Here is a 21818-nt window from a genome sequence, read left to right as displayed (position 1 = left end):
AATTACTGGCTTTGCAATTTGATTCTGTCCTTGAGGATGCATTTTCCGCCTGTATGGCCGCCCAGGGGATTATGGGGAGTTCCAAGTGAGTTCATACATCTTGCCATAACCGCTGCGCCTCTGGCAAGCCCGTCATCAACAAATACGACCTTTTCTTCGATTTTATCTCCCAATCCCAGTGTTTCCAGTTTTTCAAGGACAAGTTTGGGCTTGTCTCCTGAAATGCCAGCCCTGCCGGTGATTCCAATGGAAGTTTCAGGAAATACAATTCCTTCTTTCTGTGCCACTTCCACAAGGCGGTAGATTATACCTGCCATTACCTCATCGATTACTGCGAACAAAACCTTGAGTCCCTCTTCTTTGTAAATCTGCGCACCCAGCTCTGTTAGTTCATCCATTTTTGAACCATTGGTACCCACATCACATCCAATGAGCACGACTCCAATTTCGGCTGCTGCGGCAGGATTCACAGGGACACTTCCATAACGTGTGACATTTTCAGGTACCTTTTCGATAGATATCTTTTCCAGCAAGTGTGCTGCATATTCCTTTATTTTCTTACCCTTCAGGAACATGGTAATCATGCCCGGAGGCTTTTCGTCAAAGATATCAAGAGCGGTTCCCAGTTCCAGGTCCACAAGCTGGGTTCCACGGATTATAGCATCGGGAATGGCTCCGGCATAGCCACAGAAGTTGCCAATGGTCTTTGCATATGGTTCTTCCGGGCTGATGACACGTCCATCAAGGGTGGTTCCAAAATCCATCGATAAACAGGGATTACGGAAATCCACATCCAACCATTTCGCTCCTTCTTTAATACCGGCGGTTGCAAGTTCCCCTTCCATTTCATTGGCCACTATTTCCACACCTGTGGCCCCGGTTGGAGGAAGGACACTGGCAACTGCACCATCAAAAATAACTTTGTTGAGTTTGCTGAACTTCTGGAATCTGGGATTTATGTTTTCCTGGGACATCGGAGGTGTCATATTCCTGGGAGGTACACCCGCCATAAGGCAGCCGTCTGCAAGAGCTTTGATAAATTCGCCCACTTCTTCCGGTGCATCGAATCCGGCCACCACGCCGGTGGACCGGACAACGAAGTGGATATCTTTTTCTATATCGAGGTTGGCTTTCTTGACAGCCTCCAGGAGCGTGTTCTTGACAAGTTCTGCCACGGATTCGCGGCTTAATTCCACTCCTGTAAGCGTCTTGCCGAATACTTCTTCTCCAGGTTTGGGTTGTCTTACATCCCTGGTCATCCTTACGGTTTTCACCACATGGTATGTTGTACCCTTTTCAAGATCTGTGGCCGTCAGGATGCATTTGGTGGTCGTATTGCCCACTTCTACAGAGGCCACTATGAAATAGGATTTTGATTTTGATTTCAGGTCTATCAGTCTAACGGAAGGGGTTTCGGCCATTCTGGGTTTGTGTGACATAAAATCCGTCCCCTTAGAGGAATGCTTTAAGTTTTTCCTGTATGTTTGCTTTTGGCAATGCGCCCACCATTCGGTCTGCAAGTTGCCCATTTTTGAACACAAGAAGGGTTGGGATTGCGGTGATCTGGAATTTTCTCGCAGTAAGCTGGTTCTGGTCCGTATCAAGTTTGCCAAAAACAACGTCTCCTTGCATCTGCCCGGCAAGGGAATCTATTATTGGTCCGACCCTTTTGCACGGGCCACACCATTCTGCCCAGCAATCCACTACAACAAGTGGATAGCGGCTTACAAAGTCTTCAAAATCGGCATCTGATATTATCATGGCTTCTGCAGGCCAGTTGGCCTTTTCGAGATCTGTCCTTATCTCTTCCATTCTCCTCTTCCTTATTTCTTCGAGTTCGTCCATGCTTCCCCTCGCATTATTTAGATATTTCATAAGCTATATCTGTGATTCTGATCAATTACCAATTAGCTATGTATTGCATACATTTAAAGGTTTGTATGGTTATTCACAAATAGTGCACAACCAACAATTGCCTGTCCTGGAGGGGTCTACATTACAAAAGCAGATGGTGAAAAATCAAGCAACCGCACAATATTCGATCAGAAATGTGTAACCTGTGGCACTTGGATGGATAGAATAGAGAATAAAAATAAAAACGCTGCCACAACAGTAACGTATTCCTGTCCGGAATGCGGCCTGTCCTATACCGTGGATGAATGATTTGATGTGGGAAATTAATCAACTGCTCAGTCTTGACCCTTATGATTTCGAAAGGCTGGCAGCTCATCTTTTTGAGAAAATGGGCTATAATACCCGCTCTACACAACAGAGCAGGGACGGGGGCGTAGATATCGAAATATCTATTGACAATTTTGGTCTTTCCCACCGATGGCTTGTCCAGGCCAAACGTTATTCAGGCCCTGTCGGAGTCAAGGAGGTACGTGAATATGGCAGCCTGTCCTACAGGGAAGATGTGGATGGAGTAATTATTGTTACCACTTCCAGTTTTACCGGTGAAGGAAGAAAGGAAGGGGCAAAACACAACCTCAAACTGATAGAAGGCCCACTGCTTACTGAGATGCTTAATCATTATTGTCCCGATGAAGGAGAGAGTTTCCACCGGAAGAGGTGGGGTGTTGACGTGCTTGAAACCGGGGAGGAAGTGTTTGGAAGACATAGCGCAACAATTGAAGGGGACAGGATATGGCTGGTACTCACAAAGAAACATATCTATTTTGAAAAAATAACTGCCACCCTTTTCTCAAAGAAAAAAGAACTTATCAGGAGAATAGATGCAAGTTCTATTATAGGTTTGAAACAGGCTACAAACTCGCTTTATATAGTAATCGATGAGAAACATCCTGAGGTACTGGCCCTTTCGATCAGGGAGCCGAAAAGTTTTGCAGAGAATCTTGAATTGTTTCGTCCTTCTTTTCTGAGGGGTGAAACCCTCCTGAAATTTGAAAAGGAAAAAAAGGGTTTTTTGGTACTTACCAACCGCAGATTCCTCATGATGGATAAAGGCAACATTGAAACTATCAGGTTGAAGGATATTGCAGGGGCAGAGATCGAGAAACAGGGCATTTTACACAGGGATAAACTTGCAATCCTTGAATCAAAGGAAAGTATTATCAGGCACATATATGATGTGGAAAACGCCTCAGACTGGAAAGAGGCAATCCTGAAAGGCCTGGGTAAAAAATGAATGTTATTCAAGTTGCTTCAAATAGCGCTGGTTCTTGATGACCCTTGTAATCAATGTGGCCACAAAAGCAATAGCAAGACCAAGCAATATAACAAGTACCAGATTCCCTTCTTCGGCATACTGGAGGAGGAATCTAAAGAGCAGAGCAGTCAGGACAATCCCTGCTATTATGATATAGCCCACATTGATGTTATAGAGTTTTTCTAACAGACTCATAGTCACCCTTGGAATCCTTTTGCAATAAATACTTTCCTTTATTTTGACACAGCGGCATCTTTTATCAAAATGCACGAATTTTTGTCAACTGGGGCTTCATCCCAGGTCCCTATGGGGACCCAGGTCACAACCTGTGCACGGCAGGCACATTGTTCTGAAAAGCCTTGTATCAAGTCCGGCCTGATCCAGTTCTTCTCTCAGGAAACGGGTGAGTTGGAGGATACGTTCCTTTGAAGGTCTCTCGATATTAACCTCTCCCTTTCTCAGGGGATGGCTTGCCGCAGGTCTAAGGATAGGAACCACACCTCTTTGTACAAGTTCCTGTATTCCCTGCATTACAGTCTCATCATTTTCTCCCAGGCCTATTATGAAATTGGAACAAACCCTGTTCTTGCCAAACATCCGGACAGCTTCGGAAAGGGAGTCCAGTATAAAATCAAGGTCCTGTTCGCCACACAGCTCGCTGTAAAGCCGGCGATCCATGGTCTCGACATTATATTTTATCTCATCTGCGCCGGCCTCTTTTAGCAGTTTGTTGGAATTGATTGTGGGATATACCGAAACGCCTATGGGTACATGGTACCTTTTGCACTTCCTGACAACCTCAACAGCTCTTTCAACTTCCTTTTCAACTGTCTCATCAACCCCGGCAGTGATGGATATGGCTTTCATCTTTCCTGTATCATGTGCTTTTTCTATCATGTCCAGCACTTTTTCCACTGATTTGACCCTGCCATTGAGTTTTGGGACCGGGCAGAATTTACAGTCAAAGATACAGGTCTCGGTAATATTGATATACGCCTGCTCGGGACAGTGGAGCAGTTCTTCTTCAATTTGGCCGCAGGCAAGGAGTTTCTCATCTTTGTAGATACAGATTTTTCCATCCTTTTCAATCGCTTTTAAAGGGGATTTTGTATCTGCTCCAAGCTTTACCCGGAGCCCTCCGGAATTAAAAAAGAAACCTACTTTCCCTGCACCAGGTCCTGCACTTGAAACAATGTTTTGTCCGAGTAGTTTTTCATCGATTGCCACTCTTCCTGCTGCCAGTAATTCGGCTTTGGTCTGGGCATCCATGTATTCATGATGGGAGATAAGATTAATTATAGTTTTCTGCCATCAGTTTATTAATAGTGCATACAAATTCTATTGTAGACAGTTTTGCGGTGGATATAATGAAGCAGGATCCGATTTGTAAAAAAGAGATCGAGGAAGATACTTCTTTCCAGAAGGAATATGATGGTCAGACTTATTATTTTTGTTCAAGTGAATGCCTGAAAACATTTAATGAGATGAAGAAAAGTGTAATACGTCTCAAACGTAGTCTTGACGAAAAAAAACGTGTTTCTTTTGGCAAACTTAACAAAGATGTTATCAAGCCGGGTATATGTACCCTTTGTGGAGCATGTGCTGCATCCTGTGAATCCATAGCAATAGAAGATAAACGTCCCAAGATTGTAGGCCCATGTACGTCCTGTGGTGTGTGTTATAACCAGTGCCCCCGTACTATGACTACAGAAGAGGAACTTGTAGGCAAACTCAGGTTTGCATACAGTGCCAAAAGCCTGCTTGACCGGCATGAGGGGCAGGATGGAGGTGTTGTTACGGCATTGCTGGCTTATGGACTGGAGGAAGGTCTGATTGATTGTGCGGTAGTAACCACCCAGTCAAAGGACCAACCATGGAAACCAGTTGCAATTATTGCTGAGGACCGTGCACAGGTGCTTGAGTCCTCTGGTAGCATGTATTCTCACAGCATGACAATGGAACAATTGATGCAGGCCATTCAGCAAGGTATGCGAAGTATAGCTTTTGTGGGTCCCAGTTGTAATATAGATGCAGTCCACAAAATGCAGCGCAGTCCCTATGGTTTTTTGCATCTGTTCATGAGAGCCAATGTGTTGCGTCTGGGACTATTCTGTATGGATACATTTTCGTACGAAGGCATCAGGGAATTTGTTGAAAACCATGGTATGAGACTTGCGGATATTGAGGCAATGAAGATCCGTAAGGGTAAGTTCGAGTTTGAACAGGCAGGTCAGATAAGCAGGTTTTCTCTGTCCGAATTTGATGAATACAGGTCTTCCTCATGTAAGTTCTGTACCGACATGGCGGCAGAAAATTCCGATATAAGCTTTGGAGGTGTTGGTACGCCGGATGGTTATACCACGGTTCTTGCCAGATCCAGTATTGGTTATGAGATATTCAATGAAGCTGTGGAAAATGGTTTCCTGGAAGCCCGTCCGCTGGAGGATTATGAGATGGATAGGGTGCTCAATCTTGCCAGGATGAAGAAGGTACAGATGTATAGTGTAAATCGCAGGAGTAAAAAGACCTGATAAGAACATATTAATAGCATTACCTTTTGTGTAACACATACGCTATATAACGCTTACAGAGGCTCCATATTATGATTACAAAGGAACAGGTAGAACACATCGGTTGGCTTGCAAGGGTCAATATCGATGAGGAGGATGCTTTTGAATTTGCATCGGAACTAAGCACTGTGCTGGATTATTTTGGACAGCTGGATGAGGTGGATACCTCGGATGTCAAACCTACATACCACGTTGCCGATGTCATTAATGTATTCAGGGAAGATAAGCCAACAGGTTCCCTGAAGCAGAATGATGTTCTTGCAAATGCTGAAGAGGTACAGGAAGGTTACATTAAAACTCCAAAGATCATCTGAGGGCCAAAAATGCTGGATGGTTTATCTGTTATAAGAAACAAGATAGGTTCCTCATCAGCCGAGGAAGTTGTTGCCTCCTATCTGGATAGAATAGAGAAAAGTGACATTAACGCCTTCACCTGTGTTGCAGAAGACGCTATTGACCAGGCTAAAAAAGCTGACTCTCTGAACATTGAAGGACCTCTTGCAGGTGTGCCCATTGCAATCAAGGATAATATTTCTACCAGGGGATTACCCACAACCTGCAGTTCTGCCATCCTGAATGGTTATGTGCCACCCTATGATGCTCATGTGATCGAAAGATTGCGAAAGGCAGGTGCGGTGATAATCGGCAAATCCAACATGGATGAGTTTGGTATGGGAACTTCCACTGAAACAAGTACCTATGGTCCAACTCTTAACCCCTGGGATACAGAAAGAGTGGCCGGTGGGTCCTCTGGGGGCAGTGCCGCTGCTGTGGCTGCAGGGCAGGTTCCTGTTTCACTGGGTTCGGATACAGGTGGTTCGGTACGCTGCCCGGCAGCATTCTGTGGGACTGTGGGCCTGAAACCTACTTACGGGGCAGTCTCCAGATACGGCCTTGTATCCTATGCCAATTCCCTGGAACAAATCGGACCTCTGGCAAACCGTGTGGAAGACATCGCAACCCTGATGGACGTTATTGGTACATATGATAACCGGGATTCAACTTGTGTCAACCATGATGCCGGCTATACTGATGCCCTTCAGGACGATGTGGAAGGGTTAAAGATCGGAGTTCCTGAAGAATACTTCGGGGAAGGCATCGATGATAACGTACAGAAACTGGTATGGGATGCCATTGGTAAGTTCGAGGACATGGGAGCTGAGTACACAAAAGTTTCCATGCCAAACACACCCTATGCACTGGCAGCATATTATATCATAGCCATGAGTGAAGCCTCCTCCAACCTTGCCCGTTTTGACGGTACTCGCTATGGCACTCGTTCAGAGGGGGAGAACTGGCATATGATGGCCTCAAAGACCCGGCAGGAAAAGTTTGGTGCAGAGGTAAAAAGGCGTATCCTGATTGGAACCTATGCTCTTTCTGCGGGCTATCACGACAAATATTATCTAAAGGCCCTCAAGGTACGCACCCTTGTAAAACAGGATTTTGAAAGAGCCTTTGAGGATGTGGATGTATTAATGGCACCCACAATGCCCACTCCTGCCTTTAAGATAGGGGAAAAAATGGATGATCCCCTTTCCCTGTATCTTTCGGATGTCAACACTGTCCCGATCAATCTTGCAGGGGTACCTTCCATATCAGTTCCATGTGGCTTTTCCGAAGGTCTGCCTGTAGGACTGCAGGTAATCGGGAAATACTTTGATGAAGCTACTATTCTCAAAGCAGCCAACGCCTTTGAGAAAAATACCGATCATCATACCAAACTGGCCGGAGAGGTGGTATAAATGGTATACGAAAACCCCGATGGTGTCATGGTAGGCCTGGAGATACATGTCCAGCTCAACAAACTTGCTACCAAGTTATTATGTGGTTGTTCCACGGATTATCATACTTCAGAACCCAATACTCATGTATGTCCGGTATGTATGGGCCTTCCCGGTTGTCTACCGGTGCTGAACAAAAGGGCTGTGGAGTATGCTATCAGGATCGGACTGGCCTTAAACTGTGAGATTGTGGAACAAACCCAGTTCCATCGTAAGAATTACTACTATCCCGATCTTCCAAAAGGTTTCCAGACTACCCAGTATGATTATCCGATTGTCAGTGACGGCAGGGTGGTAATTGAAGGTGAGGATGGTGAACATGTCGTTCGGATCAGGCGTGCCCATATGGAAGAAGATCCAGGCAGACTTATGCATATGGGTTCTATTGACAGGTCAAAGGGTACACTGATTGATTACAACCGTTCGGGTATGGCCTTGATTGAGATAGTTTCCGAACCGGATATGCGCAGTCCCCGGGAAGCCAGACGTTTCCTGGACAAACTGCGTAACATCCTTGAGTATCTGGATGTCTTCGACAGTACCCTGGAAGGTTCGATGAGGGTGGATGCGAATATTTCCATAGGTGGCGGTGACCGTACCGAGGTTAAGAACATCTCTTCCCACAAAGGTGCCGAACGGGCTTTGCTCTATGAGATCATGCGCCAGAAGAATATCAAACGCCGGGGAGAAGAGGTTGTTATGGAAACACGTCACTTTGACGAGGCCCGTGGGGTCACTATTTCCATGAGGACCAAAGAAGAAGAGCACGATTATCGTTATTTCCCCGAACCCGATCTGGTACCTATGAGGGTCGGAAGCTGGGTCGACGGTATCCTTGAAACCCTTCCCGAACTGCCTGATGCCAGGCGCAGCAGGTTCATTTCAGACTACAGGATGGTGGATACCCATGCCAAGGCGCTGACATCTGACATCAGGGTGGCGGATTTCTATGAAGAGGTTGCCTCACAGGTAGACCCTGCCGCAGCAGCTGTATGGGTTTCCGATGTCCTTAAGGGAGAGCTTAATTACCGTGACCTCACCATAGCTTCCTTTACCGTTGAAGATATGGTAAAGATCATTGAGCTGGTAGTCGGTGGTAAGATTACCGAAAAGGGAGCTGTGGAGATCATACGCAATATCCTTGATGAAGGCGGTTGCCCGATGGGCATTGTGAAGGAGAAGGGCCTGCTGAAGGTAGAAGGAGATGTGGTCGACCAGGCCGTAGAGGAAGTTTTAAAAGAAAACCCCGAGGCTCTGGAGGATTATTTCGCAGGTAAGGAAAAATCCCTGAACTTCCTTGTGGGCCAGGTAATGAAGAAAACACGTGGCCGTGCGGATGCCCGCTCAGTACGTGAGATGATGCTGGAGGAAATCGATAAGAATTATCGATGATTCGCCCCAAAACAATTATATGTTTTGAGGGCTATCTAGCCAGCCCGATACTATTAATTTAATTACAATTATTACAAAGGTGAGAATATGGCAAGATTCCCCGAAGCTGAGGAACGTATACTTAACAAGAAGATCTGCATGAATTGCAATGCCCGTAACGCTGTAAGGGCTGTTAAGTGCAGAAAGTGTGGTTACAAAAATCTCCGTGTAAAATCCAAGGAAGTAAAGAGAGGCTGATCTGTCTGATGCAGGTGGAAGAATACCTCAATGACATCGTGAAGAGGGACGGTTGTGTCCATCTGACACTTATAGACCCCGCCTCCCAAAAACCTGAAAGAGCGGTAGAAATTGCAAAAGCTGCCGTTGAGGGAGGCACTGATGCGATAATGATTGGGGGCTCCACCGGAGCGGTGGGCCAGGTTCTTGACCTGACCCTTCAGCTGATGAAAGAACAAATCAATGTGCCTACGATTCTTTTCCCCGGCGATTCTGCAGGCGTGAGTTCATACGCCGATGCTATTTTTTTCATGAGCCTGCTTAATTCCAGGGATATCAACTATATTGTTACCAACCAGGCGATGGGTGCCCCTCTTGTACGCAAGTTCGGTATTGAACCGATCCCAATGGCCTATCTGATCGTGGAACCAGGCGGTACGGTTGGATGGGTAGGGGATGCACGTTTGCTGCCCCGCACAAAACCGGAGCTTGCTGCAGCCTATGCTCTTGCAGGAACATATTTCGGGATGCGCTATATTTATCTCGAGGCAGGTTCGGGTGCAGATGAACCGGTTCCAGTTGAAATGGTGGGTGCTGTGAAACATGCTATTGATAAAGGACATTTGATAGTAGGTGGAGGTATCCGTGATCATAATGCTGCAGCTGCCTGTGCAAAGGCAGGAGCGGATATGATCGTGACAGGTACCGCTGTGGAAGATGCTGGCGATGTCCGCGCAAAGATTGCTGAATTCGTTTCAGCGATCAAAAATTAAAAATGGATTTCCCTTAAAGAGGAGGGGAAATGCTTAAAGTAAAAGGTATTTCAAAAATTTACGATTCTCCCTGCGGGAAAAAACAGGTACTTAAGGATATCAGTTTTACCGTACAGAATGGCAAAATACTTGGCATTACAGGCAAAAGCGGTAGCGGTAAATCTACCGTGCTTGAAATTTTACGTGGAATTGAAACCTTTGACAGTGGAACTATTGAGATTGACGGTACGGCTATAGATTCGGATATGGGACAAGCCGGTCAGCGTTTTTTGATGTGTAATAGTGCCCTTCACCTTCAGCGCAATTTCAGCCTCTGGTCCGGTAAAGCAGTTGAAAATATAATCCGCAGGCTTTATTATGCAAGGCAGGGTTACGAAGCCCTCCCGGAAAACGATCATCCTCTTTATGACGAAATGTACGAGGAGGCAATGGCCTATCTGGGTATTGTCGGTTTGAAGGAAAAAGCCCTGCATTTCTCTGGAGCATTGAGTGGAGGAGAAAAACAACGTCTGATTCTTGCCCGCCAGCTTGCATCCCGTCCATCTGTGCTGCTGCTGGATGAGCCTGTCACAATGGCAGGGCCGGATTCCAAACAGCAAATACTGGACATAATTCTCCTTCTGAAAGAAAAACTCAACATTCCTATTCTGGTAGTATCCCATCTTCCGGAAATATTGAGTTACCTTGCCGATGATATGCTCTACATTGATGAAGGAAAAATTGTGGCATCGGGTAGTTGCGGCGAAGTTCTGGATAAGTTCCTTCATGGAATGGCTGAAAAAAAACCTCTGGGTACTTTTTCAGAAGAGGTTTGTGTCAGGGCAGAAAATATTGCCAAGCGTTATTCTCTCTGGAGGGTAGGGGAAGTTTTGGACCTGAAGGATATCTCTCTTTCTGTTAACAGGGGTGAGATACTGGGTTTGATAGGTCCTTCCGGAAGTGGCAAGACAACCCTGTTACGGATGCTTGCCGGCCTGCTTGAACCCCAAAGTGGAAGGGTCCTTTATTCCCTTGAGGATAACTGGGTTGATATTTCCCGTTTCAGCCCCCAAAGAATGGAAATGCGCCGCAGAATGAGTATAATGCATCAGGAATTTACGTTGTCCCCTCATTCTACAATAGGACAACATATCGCCTTTAAACTCAGGCTAAAAAGACAGGGTGCGGTAGAACACGCCCGTCAAAAAGCAGAGGAGATGGGTATTTCTGAAAAGATGCTGGATACGATTTATCAGTTGCCAGATATGGCAGAGGCAGAAAAAGAACAATCCCTTTCAAAAATGGGCCTGACACCACAGGTCTACCTTGAATTATTCCCCGCCTGGCCGGACCTTGATGTGGCCAAATATGCAGAACCTGTATTTAATGCTCTGAATCTTTCTCCTGAAATACTTGGAAAAAAACCTGCACAGATAAGTGGTGGAGAACATGTGAGATCTTATATTGCAGTATCTCTTGCCACATCTCCGGACATACTCATGCTGGATGAACCTTTTGGAGACCTTGACCCGATTACTCTGAGGGATGTTACCAATTCACTCAAGGAAATAAATAGCAGGTTTGGCACTACCATAGTTTTTGTCAGCCATCACATGGATTTTGTGAAAGAAGTGGCCCACAGGGCAGCTTTGGTATCCGGAGGTTCGGTGATTGAAGAAGGGAATGCCCGGGATGTATGTGATAACTTCATAGAATCGACCGGTGTAACCTACATTGGAAAGGGCATTGATGGGCTGCTTTCAAAGTAATCTGATTTTTTATGCTGATACAGTTTTCAACTTGTGTGCTAATTCTTTCTTCTGCCTATTTTCATTTCGTTTATATATAGTGAAACACAATATACTTCTGGAGGTTTAATAAAATGTACGATCCTGTATATTATATGAAAAAATTTGGGCTTTTTACCGTGGGTTTGTATGCCCTGACCGAAGAGAAGATCAATGAATATGTGAAGGAGCTTGTTGAGAGTGGGGAAATCAACAGGGAAGAGGGTAAAAAGTTCGTGACGGACTTGATTGAAACCAAGAGGAAGCAGCAGGAAGAGATGGAGGAAAAGATGTCTTCCCGGGTCAAGGAAGCTGTCAATAAATCTGATGTTGCAACCCAGGAACATGTAAAGAACCTGGAAGAAAAAATAGACCGGCTTGAAAAAATGCTTGCAAAATCTCTGGGAGAGGATGCACCCTCTGGAGAAAAAGGCAAGCATGAAAAAAATGATGAGTGGTCCTGATACCATTCATCTCTAATATCTCTTTTTTGATACCATGGTACCGGGTATTTCTCACAGATATTCAATGGTCAAGCGATACGGGCGCATCATAGATGTACTCGTATCGAACGGATTTGGTTATTTTGTGGATAAAATGGGCCTCTGGTCAAAGGGTTCTGTTCGTAGTCGTGTCAAGGGTCGGTTTGGAAGGGAGCAGGAAACTGATACCCGTCCGGAAAGGGCACGTAAGGTTCTTGAAGAACTGGGCCCCACCTATGTCAAATTCGGCCAGTTACTCAGCATGCGGGAAGACCTGATACCCCTTAAGTACGCACAGGAATTTACAAAACTTCAGAATGATGTCCCTCCCTTTCCCTTTGAAGATGTAAAAGCAGTACTCAAGACCGAACTTGGCAGTGATATACCTGAACTGTTTTCCGCGTTTGATGAAAAACCGATTGCAGCTGCATCTATAGGGCAGGTCCATAAAGCACGCCTCCATAGCGGGGAAGATGTGGTTGTAAAGATACAGAGGCCGGGTATTCGCCGCATCATTGAGGCGGACCTGGATATCATGTACAGTCTTGCCGGGTTTGCCCAGGAGCACATCGAGGAAATAAAACTCTACAATCCGGTAGCCGTTGTAGATGAATTATCAAGGTCCATTCATTCCGAAATGGACTACACGCAGGAAGCAAGGAACATCGAACACTTCCTGACCAACTTTGAAAATGATCCTGTTATTGTAATTCCCCAGGTATACAATGATTACAGCAGCGATCGCATCCTGACCCTGGAATACATTGAAGGGGTAAAATGTAACAAATTTGAAAAGCTGGCAAATGAGAATCTGGATCGGGAAAAACTTGCCACAAATGTTTCTGAAGCATTCATGAAACAGGTTTTTGAACATGGTTTTTTCCATGCTGATCTCCATTCGGGTAACATATTTGCCCTGGAAGACGGCAGAATCGCCCTGCTGGATTTCGGGATGTCAGGTCATCTGTCCGAAGATATGCGTGGGCTTTTGATAGATGCCCTAATAGCCATAACAAACGGGGATAGTACCCAATACATAGAGGTTATGCGTGACCTAGGAGTGGCGGACGAAAAACTGGATGTGAGGTCCTTCAAAGCGGATTATGACCATTTCCTTTTCAAGTATTACGGGCGCACGTTAGATCAGGTGGATGCCACAGAAGTCTCCTCTGAAATGCTGTCCCTTTTGCGTAAGCATCAGATACAGGTACCTCCGAATGTTGCCCTGCTCTTTAAAGGAGTAATGACTGTAAGTGGGTTTGCTATGCAAATGGTCCCGAATTTCAATGTAACTGAGGTCGCCGAGCCCTATGCACGTAAATTCATGAAAAAACGCTTTTCTCCGCGTAATATGGCCAAAAACAGTTCAAAGAATCTCTGGTATGTAAGCAGGCTTCTCAGTCGTGCCCCCTTGCAGCTTTCACACATTCTCGAGGTTGCCGAAAAAGGCTACCTGAATCTTAAATTTGAACATGAAGGCACCGACCGTCTCCTTGCGGAAATAAGTGTTGCCTCCAACCGGCTTGCTTTCAGTCTTATCATTTCTGCCATTATAGTTGGTTCTTCCCTGGTTATACAAACCGGTATGGAACCCCAGGTGTGGGGAGTTCCGTTATTTGGTCTGCTTGGTTTCCTTGCTGCCGGGATTTTCGGGATGGGTCTGATTATATATATTATTAGGACTGGAAGTCTATAACATCACAATTTACATGTTGCAAATATGCTAAATAGAATGTCCATAAAAACGGAGGATTCCTATGACTGACCCCCAGATCGAAAGAAAACTTATCGAAATCATGCGTATTATCAATGAAAGTGACAGGCCTGTAGGTGCCCGTATCATTGCCGACGAATTACGCAACAGGGGTTACAATCTTGGTGAACGGGCTGTACGCTATCACCTCAGGATACTGGACGAGCGTGGCTTTACCGAAAAACACGGCTATACAGGTCGCTCCATCACGTTAAAAGGTAAGGATGAACTGGAAGAGGCCCTCATTGGTGACAGGCTTGATTTTGTAATCACAAGAATTGAGGACCTGATCTATCGCACAGATTATGATCCGGTAAAAAAGCAAGGGAATGTGATTGTAAACGTATCCTATGTGGACAAGGATGATTTTGAAAAAACTGCCGGCTTGATGCGAGGTGCAGTTGATTACTCAATAAGTCCCAGAGTGGGAGTTTTTGAAGAAGATTCGGAGGATATATTTGTTCCAGCGGGAAAAGTGGGGATTGCGACAGTTTGCAGTATTACTTTTGATGGAATTCTCCTGCGGCATGGAATTCCGGTAAAACCGAACTTCGGGGGTATTCTTTCTGTGGAAAACAATGAACCCGTGGTATTTAAAGACCTGATTTCGTACAGGGGTACATCTATAGACCCAATTAAGATTTTTTTGATGCGCCAATCCACATCGGTAACAGGTTTGCTCCAGTCGGGTTCCGGTACCATACTGGCTAATATGCGTAGTATTCCGCAATCTGCTGTTGGAGATGCCAGCCTTCTTTTCCAGCAATTGCATGAATCTGATATAGGCGGGTTGCTTGCGATGGATAACGAATCGGGTAATGTGCTGGGAGCACCTGTAGATGTTGGTCTGTCGGGAATTGTTGTTTCTGCAGGAGTAAATGCCCTGGCTGTTGTTGAAGAATACGGTATTGATGTAACTACAAGGCCCGTTTCAACGATAATGGATTATGGAACAATGAAAACCCTGTGAGATAATCTGTTTTCATTTTGCATTTAAATTGTAGGGTTTCAGGAATTGTCCTTCCACCTCATCCCTGTGGAATGTATTGTAACTACAGAAAGGAATTATCCTTCCATCTGGTGTGGCATAATGGATGCCACAGCGGCAAACTCTTTCCAGGTCAAAATTATAGAGATCCTGGAAATGCATTGCTCCAACAAAAAGCGATTTCCGGTGAAATTGGCTGGCAACTTCCTTTTCACCTTCTTTTATTATGTTAATCAGCATTTTTGTAACATTGATTGATTTAGGGGCCTTTTCCTGATCTACCAGTTTTGGAATTTCCCGAACTACCCTGGCGAGGTTGATCAGATTCCTGGTTTTTGTACCGTTGAGGTCTTTTGTGGCATTATCAAGCAATTCGATGAATCCTTCAACATCAAGGAAATCCGTAATCGGTATGATTCTGTCTTTCTCCACAAAAAGGTATGTTGCGGCTCCACAGTGCGGATGGACTGTGAATTCGGGGAGGTATTTTCCCTGTATCCCTTCTATAAAACGCGAGATGGGCACCACAAAGGGTATTGGGTACCAGGCCTTTTCGGGCACTTCCCCGTAAGTTTGATCTGCAAGTCCTTTTATCAGGTCAGGGATGGTAAATCTCTGTTTTTCCCTGCTTTGCCTGTCAATTCTGCCGGTGAACGCCACAGGCTGGAAGTTGATTCCTTTCACCACGTCCAGCTTATCGGTGGCAAACCGAATGATTTCGGCAAGTTGATCGTCGTTTTCCCCTTTGACGAGGGTGGGTACGAGAACGATACTTTGAATACCTGCTTCACGGCAATTATCGATTGCCTTTTTTTTTATGGGCAGGGCATTGAAATTACGTATCTTTTGGTAAGTTTCTTCCTTGACCCCATCAAAGGAGAGATATATTGTATGCAATCCCGCATTTTTCAGTTTTCGGGCAAATGCAATATCTTTTGCAATTCTGACACCGTTTGTAGCAATCTGGATCTGGACAAACCCCAGTTCTTTTGCCTTCTGGATCATGGCGGGCAGGTCATCTCGGACAGTTGGTTCTCCTCCTGAGAATTGTATTGCCGCACAGGGGGTTGGTTTTTCTTCTCTCAGGATCTTTAGCATATCTTCTATCTGCTGGAAACTGGGTTCATAAATGAAGCCCCGGGTTTTTGCATTGGCAAAACAGATGGGACAATTGAGGTTACAGCGGTTTGTAACATCGATGTTTGCAAGAAGGGTTGTTGTTTTATGGGACGGGCAAAGTCCGCAACTCAATGGGCAACCCGCATCACCTGAAGTCAGCGGGTTTGAAACTCCGGTTCCTTCATGTTGGTATTTCTGGAATTTTCGATACAGGTTGGCATCCGACCAGTAGACTTCTTCGAATTTCCCATGCTCTGGACATTCTTTTCCCATCAATACTCTGCCATTATTTTCAAATACGGTAGCTTCAATGATTTTCTTGCATTCCGGACAAACAGATTTAGTGTTATGCATATGTGTACCCTTCTCATTTGTGAACTTACGTTCTGCACCTGTTGGTCAGGTGCCTGAATAAGGGAGGTATGCATTACCCCATTAGCAAACCTCCCTTTAATTTCACTTATTCTTCAAGTATTATTCTGGCAATATCATCTCCCACATCGGAGGTTTTAGAGCTGCCTCCCATATCATAGGTTTTGACATTGTTTTCTATTATGTTCTGTTCAATGGCAGAAACAATACTTGCACCAGCTTCGGTTTCTCCGAGCTGGTCTATCAGCATGGAACCGGCCCATATTGTGGCGATAGGGTTGACCTTGTTCTGTCCCTTGTACTTGGGTGCAGAACCGTGGATTGGTTCGAACATACTGGTTCCTTCGGGATTGATGTTTCCGCCGGGTGCAAGTCCCAGTCCTCCCTGTATCATTGCGCCCAGATCGGTGATTATGTCCCCGAACATGTTGGGGGTTACAACTACATCAAACCAGTCTGGATTTTTGACAAACCACATGGTAATAGCATCAACATAGTTGAAATCTGTTTCTACATCGGGGTGGGTGGCAGCCACGTCTTCGAATTCTTCTCTCCAGAATCCATATATATCGGAGAGCACATTTGCCTTATCCACTGAAGCCACATGCTTGTCACGCTTTTCTGCAAGATCAAAGGCATACTCGATAACCCTTCTGGTACCCTCCTTGGAGATCATTCCTATCTGGTAGGCAATCTCCTCACTGTCGGTTTCGATGTCAAGGTCAAATTTTGCGGAGTACAGGGAACGTGAGACCTCAAGCATTTCCTTGCTGGTACCCTTCTTGGATCTTCCACCGATTCCTATATAGAAATCTTCAGTGTTTTCCCTTACCACTGTAAAATCAATATCTTTCGGGGTTTTATCCTTTAAAGGAGTCCATACTCCCTCGAGAAGTTTTATTGGACGCAGGTTAACGTACTGGTCAAAATAAAAACGTGCAGCAAGCAGGATGCCTTTCTCGAGTACACCCGGGGCAACCCTGGGGTCTCCTATAGAACCCAGGTATATGGCTGAATAGTTGGAGAGTTCCTTGAGTGTGTCCTCGCTTATCAGCTCCCCGGTTTCAAGGTAATGGTCAGCACCGTGCGGATACTCAATCCAGTCCACATCGAATCCGAATTTCTCTCCTGCGGCATCTATAACTTTCATTCCCTCTGCTACGATTTCCGGGCCGATACCATCTCCGGGAATTACAGGTACTTTATATTGGGTCATTGTTAATTATCTCCGTATTATCAGGTTAATCGATTATCTTTCGTGTGTATTCTATCAGTCCACCGGCGTTTACAATCTCCCTTACAAAATCAGGGAGAGGGGTTGCCTGATATTTTTCTCCTTTGGACAGGTTCTCGATTACACCGGTGGAAATATCCACTTTAAGTTTATCATTCTCATCTATGCTGTCGGTATCAGCACATTCCAGTAATGGTACACCGATGTTGATTGCGTTCCTGAAAAAGATTCTTGCAAAGGATTTTGCAATAACGCATCCAATCTTTGTCCCTTTTAATGCCAGGGGTGCATGTTCTCTGGATGATCCGCAGCCAAAATTGCTTCCAGCAACGATTATGTCATTTTCCTTTACACTTTCTGCAAAATCCGGTCTTACTCCTTCGAATGCATGCGCTGCAAGCTCTTCAGGGGTGTTTAGGACCAGAAATCTTCCCGGGATAACCGCGTCAGTATCCACGTCATCTCCGAATTTCCATACTTTTCCTTCCATTCTATCACCGGCAAATCAAATCACTGGATGAGATGGCATCTTGTATCCAGAATTGTGCTAATAATACTAGATAATCATATAATAATCTCATCCTTGAACGGTATATTTGTCCCATATTTCATCTGAAATAACAATTTGTAACATCCTTTATGGTTATATCGCATTTCCAATAGCAAAATATATCCACTTACCTGCCGATTCCCGACTATGGCAGCTTTCAACAATCATTCATTGTGTGGCAATAAGGCGCTTCCTTTACGTAAAATAGTGCATATGTCGGGAGTGGCGGTTCCTTTTGTTGCGGATATTTATGGAAGGGAATATGCTGCACTGGCACTTGCGAGTGCAACACTTATTTTTCTCATTATGGAAGCTATCAAACCGGCTGAAAATAAAAGGTATGTGTATGGTCTTTTATGGAGGAGCAGGGAGAAGGAAGTGTTCGCACTGGACCCTCTGTTTTACATCCTCTCTTTCTTTATACTTCTGGGTCTGAGTTATTTTGTAGACGAAGGCATATGTTATGCTTCCATGGTAGTTCTGGCTCTGGGTGATGGAGTAGCTCCGCTGATTGGTCATCTGGGGAGATTGAAGCTGCCTGGCTCATGCAAGACAGTGGAGGGCACTACCGGCGGAATAATCCTATCTTCTATAGTAGGATTTTATTTTGTTGGAATGCTGGCTGTTGTTGGTAGTGTGGCCGGTATGATCACGGAATGTTCTATTTCCCGCCATGACAACCTTTTTATACCATTTACTGCACTTGTGGCAATGCTTTTAGGAAAAGCATTCTTTTAAAACCATTTAAGTAATATTTTTAGACGCTTTCCTTTACGAAGCCGGATACAATATCTTTGGATCCGGTATTGTTAATCATTATTAGTTGTAATTAAATAGAAAATAATATATAATATAACAAAGCAGTCCTTTTCCGTAGGGAATGGTTTTATCTAACTCATTTAGATTCTATTTCTGAGTCTATGCTGCTTTAAATTGATATAATACAGGTTGTTACAATGCACAAAGATGAACTGATCCAGTTGCATACTTTGATGGCCCAAATCAAAAGGTATCTGGAAGACCAGGGTGTAGAACATGATTTTGAGGATTATAATTCCCTCTCCATAAGTCCGGTTCACATCCATCGAAGCAAAGCAGAACATAAGCATGCAATCTTTATCCTCGGTAATCACCTGGCATCCATCATTTCAGAAGATGAGATCTCCAGTGTAAGCAGGACCTCTATCAGGATGCAGGAGTTTGCCGAGAGATCAGGAAATGGGGTTTCACATAGTAACTGAATGAAAATTAAGATATGGCAGACCAATCATCTGCCATTAAATCTTCATGCAAACCTGCGGGATATAGATATTTCTTCATAATTATTCCGGATTCTCCATCTATGTAATAACCAGGTTCATACCAGCAGTCAATAAATCCCATGCGATTATAAAGACGCTGGGCGCTTTTATTGCTGGCACGTACTTCTAGGCGCACATATTTTACATTCCGGTTGCGGAAATGTCTCTGTATTACCTTTAATAATGCCTGACCGATTCCCTTTCTCTGGAATTCTTTTTTAACAGCAAGGGAAAATATCCTCCCTTCCTGTTCACTGCTGCGGTATCCCATTACAAAACCTGTAATGGTTTTTCCGCTTTCAGCAACAATAAAACCTTCCGGATTCATTTCATAGAAATTCATGTAGGTGTAGGGATCATGGTCTTCGAATGCCTCCATTTCAATCTGTAGCACCTCGGCAAAGTCCCTTCCTTCGAATCTTCTAAACAGCAATGTTCCCCTCCCGGGCCTTTACAATTTTTTGACGTGCCTCACATCCACGGCAATGCCCCGGTTTGAATGTATCATCTCGGGGCCGCTCATTGCAGCACGTCCGACACAGAATGCTTTATCTCCGCATATGAATACTTCGTCATTGGGGCGAATCCGCTCATCTGCATCTATGACCCCCGGAGCCAGTATTGAACCCCGTGGCACGAAATTATCGATATTTACAACATAATTTCCTGTTTCAATGATTCTTTTAGCTCCTTCAATTGTCAGGGCTATTGTACCATTTTCGGGAATGAGGGTTATTAGTTGTTCCTTATTCAGGAATGCCTGGTAGCGAGGGAAAGGGGCTTTAATTTTTGAATCAGAGGGTAGCAGGGTCTCACCGGAACCTGCACCAAACTGGTAATCTGCAATGGCTTTTAGCATGTCCCGTCTGTAATCTCCTCTGTAGCTGAGCCCGTCACACAATTCTTTCATCGTATCTTCCAGTTTGTGCAGGGAGGTTGAGGAGGTCACATTTCCGTCGGATGTGTAAGTTATGTCCAATCCGAGTTTATTGGATACGTTCTCACATATACTGCGATATTCGTCTTCCACATGTGCTACAATATGTTTGTAAGGATGTTTTAGAAGGAAGTCCTCCAGACATTCCTCTACCCATCTGTGTTCCTCTGCATCCCAATAACCGGTTACTGTGGTGTCATAATGTGCGGCAGGGTATGTGACTTCCAGTTCCCGGGGTACTATTCCCAGAGGTGAGGTAATTATGACTTCCTGCACAAGTTTGAGGTTTTTGCCAAGTGCCTTGCGGAATCTGGAATGGGTCATGGAAATAGAGTAAGGTTTGCGGGCCGAACAGGGTAAAAGTAGCAGGACATCTTTTTCTGGTGGTGTGTATCGCTGCTGTACTCGTCGGGCAAAGCGTACAACTTCCGGCCTTGTCAGGGATTCAGAGGTTGTTGCAAGCAGGGCTGCGGGTTTGAATAGGGCTGTTCTCTCTTCGAGGAAATCGTATTCTGCATCACTCAAACGCAGCATTGCCACAAGGGCGGGGTCATGACGGCATCTTCCTTCCACGTATTCCCTGAGAGAGGCACTGCGTATCCGTTGCCTGACAAGGGCTACTTCTGTCTCAAGGGTGGCGATATTATGTTTTTCAATTAGGCGGGCGCGTTGCTTTTTATCCATATCCTTTACTTCTTTTGCACTCATGCCGCTGCAATGGGCACAGCAGCAGGGCAATTCTGTTAGTCTGTCCAGATGGATGAAACCGACCGGTGTCATATATTTATCTTCAAAGGCCGCGATAGTTGCCCTTGTCGTATCCAGGATGTCCACTCCCAGGTAAATCAGCATGGCAACATTTTCAGGCAAGGCGATATTCGGTGCATACAGGGCCGAGTCCGGTGCAATGTTCTTCCTTATATCGATGAGGGCTGTCAGCAGCCTGCGAGGGTTGCCTTCATGACAGCCGATGCCGTCTGCCACATAGAGGTCCCGTGTAGTTTCCGGGTCTCTTTCAGAATAAGCTATTCCAGTGGGTCCCTCCTCAGCTGGCACATCTATCTTTTCACAGGTTACTTCCCCTGTTATCATGGGTGAATATGTGCAGGAAGGCATAATTATGAGTTTATCTTTCCCCACACGATCCCTTAATCCCAGGGTGGCTTGTGTTGCCGTTTTTCCATTCCCGAAATGCCACTGATTGCCTGGATATATTATATCTCCTTCAGCCTCTGGTTTGAGGGAAGAAGTGTCAATTACCGTTGGTGTAGGGATCGTTTTGTTGAGATAGAGGCTTCCCTTTCTTGCAGCCCCGTCTCGCTGGTGGACTTCAAAGTATCTGGTCATGGCATAGAATAGAACTATATAGATGTAAACGTTTTCTACTCAATCACATAATATTGATCAATACA

Annotated in this window: 22 protein-coding genes; 13 read left to right on the top strand and 9 right to left on the bottom strand. The window is 45.0% G+C overall.

All coding sequences use genetic code 11. The features are described 5' to 3' along the window. Positions 1-2 precede the first annotated feature (2 nt). Both MMAH_RS09870 and trxA read right to left on the bottom strand, forming a co-directional pair. Positions 3-1439 (bottom strand): methanogenesis marker 14 protein, encoded by a 1437-nt coding sequence (locus MMAH_RS09870; RefSeq protein WP_013038409.1) that lies wholly within the window; start codon positions 1437-1439, stop codon positions 3-5. A gap of 13 nt (positions 1440-1452) precedes the next feature. Next, entirely contained in the window at positions 1453-1845 is a 393-nt protein-coding gene (gene trxA, locus MMAH_RS09865) for a thioredoxin (protein ID WP_013038408.1), read from the bottom strand. 322 nt (positions 1846-2167) lie between these two features. On the opposite strand from trxA, the gene MMAH_RS09860 reads away from it, so the two are divergent. Beyond that, complete coding sequence (locus tag MMAH_RS09860) at positions 2168-3148, top strand: restriction endonuclease (RefSeq protein ID WP_013038407.1); 981 nt, start codon at positions 2168-2170, stop codon at positions 3146-3148. Positions 3149-3151: 3 nt separating this feature from the next. Here the strand turns inward: MMAH_RS09860 and MMAH_RS09855 are convergent, their stop codons facing one another. Together MMAH_RS09855 and MMAH_RS09850 are read right to left on the bottom strand one after the other, a co-directional pair. Then, on the bottom strand, positions 3152-3364 hold the full coding sequence (locus tag MMAH_RS09855) for a hypothetical protein (RefSeq protein ID WP_013038406.1): 213 nt from the start codon (positions 3362-3364) through the stop codon (positions 3152-3154). 96 nt (positions 3365-3460) lie between these two features. After that, a complete protein-coding gene (locus tag MMAH_RS09850; RefSeq protein ID WP_013038405.1) occupies positions 3461-4438 on the bottom strand; it encodes a radical SAM protein in 978 nt (325 codons plus the stop codon). A 98-nt stretch (positions 4439-4536) separates the two neighbouring features. On the opposite strand from MMAH_RS09850, the gene MMAH_RS09845 reads away from it, so the two are divergent. From MMAH_RS09845 to MMAH_RS09800, 10 genes are all read left to right on the top strand, one after another. After that, positions 4537-5700, top strand: coding sequence for a Coenzyme F420 hydrogenase/dehydrogenase, beta subunit C-terminal domain (locus MMAH_RS09845; protein WP_013038404.1), 1164 nt, complete (start codon positions 4537-4539; stop codon positions 5698-5700). A 71-nt stretch (positions 5701-5771) separates the two neighbouring features. Continuing rightward, entirely contained in the window at positions 5772-6053 is a 282-nt protein-coding gene (gene gatC, locus MMAH_RS09840; protein ID WP_013038403.1) for an Asp-tRNA(Asn)/Glu-tRNA(Gln) amidotransferase subunit GatC, read from the top strand. A gap of 9 nt (positions 6054-6062) precedes the next feature. Then, positions 6063-7484 (top strand): Asp-tRNA(Asn)/Glu-tRNA(Gln) amidotransferase subunit GatA, encoded by a 1422-nt coding sequence (gene gatA, locus MMAH_RS09835; protein ID WP_013038402.1) that lies wholly within the window; start codon positions 6063-6065, stop codon positions 7482-7484. Next, positions 7485-8915 (top strand): Asp-tRNA(Asn)/Glu-tRNA(Gln) amidotransferase subunit GatB, encoded by a 1431-nt coding sequence (gene gatB, locus MMAH_RS09830; protein ID WP_013038401.1) that lies wholly within the window; start codon positions 7485-7487, stop codon positions 8913-8915. It begins immediately after the preceding gene. Between the two features lie 87 nt (positions 8916-9002). After that, entirely contained in the window at positions 9003-9152 is a 150-nt protein-coding gene (locus MMAH_RS09825; RefSeq protein ID WP_013038400.1) for a 50S ribosomal protein L40e, read from the top strand. Between the two features lie 8 nt (positions 9153-9160). Continuing rightward, a complete protein-coding gene (locus tag MMAH_RS09820) occupies positions 9161-9904 on the top strand; it encodes a geranylgeranylglyceryl/heptaprenylglyceryl phosphate synthase (RefSeq protein WP_013038399.1) in 744 nt (247 codons plus the stop codon). A 29-nt stretch (positions 9905-9933) separates the two neighbouring features. Next, positions 9934-11652 (top strand): ABC transporter ATP-binding protein, encoded by a 1719-nt coding sequence (locus MMAH_RS09815; RefSeq protein WP_013038398.1) that lies wholly within the window; start codon positions 9934-9936, stop codon positions 11650-11652. 113 nt (positions 11653-11765) lie between these two features. Beyond that, positions 11766-12134: a phasin family protein gene (locus MMAH_RS09810; RefSeq protein WP_013038397.1), complete on the top strand. Its 369-nt coding sequence runs from the start codon at positions 11766-11768 to the stop codon at positions 12132-12134. A 64-nt stretch (positions 12135-12198) separates the two neighbouring features. Continuing rightward, positions 12199-13848 (top strand): ABC1 kinase family protein, encoded by a 1650-nt coding sequence (locus tag MMAH_RS09805; RefSeq protein ID WP_245526228.1) that lies wholly within the window; start codon positions 12199-12201, stop codon positions 13846-13848. 61 nt (positions 13849-13909) lie between these two features. Continuing rightward, the gene (locus MMAH_RS09800) at positions 13910-14875 is read left to right on the top strand and encodes a DUF128 domain-containing protein (RefSeq protein ID WP_013038395.1); all 966 of its coding nucleotides are present in this window, start codon (positions 13910-13912) and stop codon (positions 14873-14875) included. 12 nt (positions 14876-14887) lie between these two features. On the opposite strand, the gene tes is transcribed toward MMAH_RS09800, so the two are convergent. The 3 genes from tes to MMAH_RS09785 form a co-directional block, all read right to left on the bottom strand. Further along, positions 14888-16366 (bottom strand): tetraether lipid synthase Tes, encoded by a 1479-nt coding sequence (gene tes, locus MMAH_RS09795; protein WP_013038394.1) that lies wholly within the window; start codon positions 16364-16366, stop codon positions 14888-14890. Positions 16367-16472: 106 nt separating this feature from the next. Continuing rightward, complete coding sequence (locus MMAH_RS09790) at positions 16473-17600, bottom strand: isocitrate/isopropylmalate dehydrogenase family protein (protein ID WP_013038393.1); 1128 nt, start codon at positions 17598-17600, stop codon at positions 16473-16475. 25 nt (positions 17601-17625) lie between these two features. Further along, a complete protein-coding gene (locus MMAH_RS09785; protein ID WP_013038392.1) occupies positions 17626-18108 on the bottom strand; it encodes a 3-isopropylmalate dehydratase small subunit in 483 nt (160 codons plus the stop codon). Positions 18109-18315: 207 nt separating this feature from the next. On the opposite strand from MMAH_RS09785, the gene MMAH_RS09780 reads away from it, so the two are divergent. Further along, positions 18316-18906: a diacylglycerol/polyprenol kinase family protein gene (locus MMAH_RS09780; protein WP_013038391.1), complete on the top strand. Its 591-nt coding sequence runs from the start codon at positions 18316-18318 to the stop codon at positions 18904-18906. Between the two features lie 218 nt (positions 18907-19124). Further along, on the top strand, positions 19125-19409 hold the full coding sequence (locus tag MMAH_RS09775; RefSeq protein WP_013038390.1) for a UPF0058 family protein: 285 nt from the start codon (positions 19125-19127) through the stop codon (positions 19407-19409). 7 nt (positions 19410-19416) lie between these two features. Here the strand turns inward: MMAH_RS09775 and rimI are convergent, their stop codons facing one another. Together rimI and arcS are read right to left on the bottom strand one after the other, a co-directional pair. Further along, a complete protein-coding gene (gene rimI / locus MMAH_RS09770; RefSeq protein ID WP_013038389.1) occupies positions 19417-19902 on the bottom strand; it encodes a ribosomal protein S18-alanine N-acetyltransferase in 486 nt (161 codons plus the stop codon). Positions 19903-19920: 18 nt separating this feature from the next. Continuing rightward, positions 19921-21753 (bottom strand): archaeosine synthase subunit alpha, encoded by a 1833-nt coding sequence (gene arcS / locus MMAH_RS09765; RefSeq protein ID WP_013038388.1) that lies wholly within the window; start codon positions 21751-21753, stop codon positions 19921-19923. Positions 21754-21818 lie beyond the last annotated feature (65 nt).

Source organism: Methanohalophilus mahii DSM 5219 (genome assembly GCF_000025865.1).
Taxonomy (GTDB): domain Archaea; phylum Halobacteriota; class Methanosarcinia; order Methanosarcinales; family Methanosarcinaceae; genus Methanohalophilus; species Methanohalophilus mahii.
The sequence above is the reverse complement of the archived record's forward strand: the minus strand, read 5'-3'. Positions and strand labels throughout refer to the sequence as shown.